Source organism: Sphingomonas sp. 66-10, assembly GCF_001897045.1.
Classification (GTDB): domain Bacteria; phylum Pseudomonadota; class Alphaproteobacteria; order Sphingomonadales; family Sphingomonadaceae; genus Sphingomonas; species Sphingomonas lycopersici.
The window spans coordinates 1-2,215 of sequence record NZ_MKRR01000054.1 but is presented as its reverse complement, the minus strand read 5'-3'; the positions used below and the strand labels follow the sequence as shown (position 1 = coordinate 2,215).

The following is a 2,215-nucleotide window of genomic DNA, read 5'->3' as shown; positions in this document are numbered from 1 at the left end:
GCCCCAGTCGACGCGGAAATTCACCCAGCCATTCATCGTGACCGTGTCCGGCGGCATGTCCGCGCGGCTGCAAAAGGACGCCCGTTCCAGTTCCCCTTTGAGGAAATTCGCGACGGGATGGCCCTGACGGGACGCTTTCTCGATGGCGGCCTCCAGGTGGGGCCGTTCGGACAGCGGAATGAACACCTCCGGTAACGTGGGAAGCATGACTGCACCTCGTCCAAGGCCGGGATCAAACCCGGCCGCCAAAAGCGGTTTTGCCTATAAATCCATGAGATTGATGAGCTTTACCCGGACGACGGCCACGCCGAACGCCCGGGCTACACGCCTGAGTGGAGGCGTCCCGCGCGAAGCAGCTGCCGAAGTGCGACAAGTTTGCTCATGCCTATAACATAAGGAATACCGCGCACCTTTCAATAGCGCCGGATGCCGCTGAAAAATTCTCGAATATGGCGGGCACCTTTGGCGCGGGGCGGCGTCTAATGTGTGAAAGGTTGGGGCGATGCCTATGCAGGCGCTGCGGGACTACGAAAATCTGACGGACGTCGAACTGGCGGCCTGTTTTGCCCGAAAGGAGCCGCAAGCGGTCCGCCTCGTCACGCAACGCAACAATCAGCGGCTGTTCCGTGCCGCGTGGAGCGTCACGCGCAACCGTGCAGAGGCCGAGGATGTCGTGCAGGAAGCCTATCTCCACGCCATTCCAGCGGCTGCTTCCTTCAACGGAAAATCTTCGCTCACAACCTGGCTGACCCGGATCGCGGTCAACGAAGCATTGTCGCGCAGGCGTGCCGCGTTACGGCGTATGGCGGCATTCAACACGGATTCGGTCGTGGTGATGGATGAATATCGCGAGAAACTGATGAACGCCACGGCAGGCAAGGCAACACCGGAGGCCGCATTGGCCCGCAAACAATTGGCCGGTGTGCTGGAACGCGCCATCGCGCGCCTGCCGGAACCGTTCCGCCTCGTTTTCGTGTTGCGTGAGATCGAAGGCCTCAGTGTCGATGAAACCGCAGGCGTGCTCGGCATCAATCCCGACACGGTGAAAACCCGCGCGGTGCGTGCGCGCCACCGCCTGCAACAGATGCTTGACCCCGAATGGAAAGCGGCATTGGCCGAAACTTTCCCGTTCGCGGGGGTAGACTGCGAAGCCCTGACAGCACGCGTCCTTGAACGTCTGGGCCATTCCGGCCCGGAAAACACCGGAGAATAATGATGAACGCAATTCTTGCACCCAAATCCCGCCGTGGAATTTTGACAGCGGGGGCAACACTTTCTGCGGCCGGCGCGCTTGCGCTGATGGACCTGCCTGCGCGTGCCGCCGGCAAGGCTGCCGCGGGCGGCAACACCGCACAGGATGTTCAACTGTTGAATGCGGCGCTCGCCCTCGAAGATGAAGGCATCGCCGCTTATCAGATCGGCGCGGAAAGCAAACTGCTTACGCCGGATGTGCTGAAAGTCGCGGTGACGTTTCAGGGACACCACAAGACCCATCGCGACGATCTCATCGCCGCGATCAAGCGGCTTGGCGGCAAGCCGGTAGAGCCGAAGAAACTTGGCGATTATGCAAAAGAGTTGAATGCGGCTTCGCTGAAGGATCAGACCGGCGTATTGCGGCTGGCGCTCAAGCTCGAAACCGGCGCCACCAACGCCTATCTCGGCATTATTCCGTCACTGGGGGAGTCCGATCTCTATCTGCTCGCTGCCAGGACGGCAGGGGATGAGGCTTTTCACGCCGGTGTGCTCGGCCATGTGCTGGGCGTTCCGGTTCCGCAAAAAGCGCCGCTGTTCGGCTGATCGCGACAATCACACTTTGGGAGTTACTTGAGAACTATGAAACGCCTGGTCCGGATTTTTGAAGCAGCCGCGATAGCCTCTTCTGTGGTTCTCTTCACCGGGCCTGCATCCGCGGCACAGAACGGCACCGTGAAAATGCCCGCCACTGTGAACGCATCTGTGCCGCGGAGCGTTCTTCCCCCCGGTAATCCCTCCCGGGGGGAAGGCCTTTACGAAGCGAAGTGCGGCGGCTGCCATTCGCTGGATGCCAACCGCATCGGGCCGATGCATCGCGGTGTGGTCGGGCGCAAATCGGCAAGCGTGCCGGGCTATCATTATTCCGCCGCGCTGAAAAAGCTGAATGTGGTCTGGACGCCGGAGAATCTCGATCGCTGGCTGAAGAATCCCACCGCCTTTGCACCGGGCACGCTGATGGGCT

4 protein-coding genes are annotated in these 2,215 nt (G+C 60.9%); 3 read left to right on the top strand and 1 reads right to left on the bottom strand.

Annotated elements, in window-relative coordinates:
- On the bottom strand, positions 1 to 207 hold a 207-nt coding region (locus tag BGN95_RS05810; protein ID WP_286771934.1), incomplete at its 3' end, for a GreA/GreB family elongation factor.
- 301 nt (positions 208 to 508) lie between these two features.
- Here BGN95_RS05810 and BGN95_RS05805 point away from each other — a divergent pair.
- The 3 genes from BGN95_RS05805 to BGN95_RS05795 form a co-directional block, all read left to right on the top strand.
- Complete coding sequence (locus BGN95_RS05805) at positions 509 to 1,213, top strand: RNA polymerase sigma factor (RefSeq protein ID WP_286771933.1); 705 nt, start codon at positions 509 to 511, stop codon at positions 1,211 to 1,213.
- A gap of 2 nt (positions 1,214 to 1,215) precedes the next feature.
- Positions 1,216 to 1,797 carry a ferritin-like domain-containing protein gene (locus BGN95_RS05800; protein ID WP_286771932.1) on the top strand — a complete coding sequence of 194 codons (582 nt, stop codon included), beginning with the start codon at positions 1,216 to 1,218 and terminating at the stop codon, positions 1,795 to 1,797.
- A gap of 36 nt (positions 1,798 to 1,833) precedes the next feature.
- Positions 1,834 to 2,215: c-type cytochrome (locus BGN95_RS05795; RefSeq protein WP_502688256.1), on the top strand; the 382-nt coding region annotated here is incomplete at its 3' end.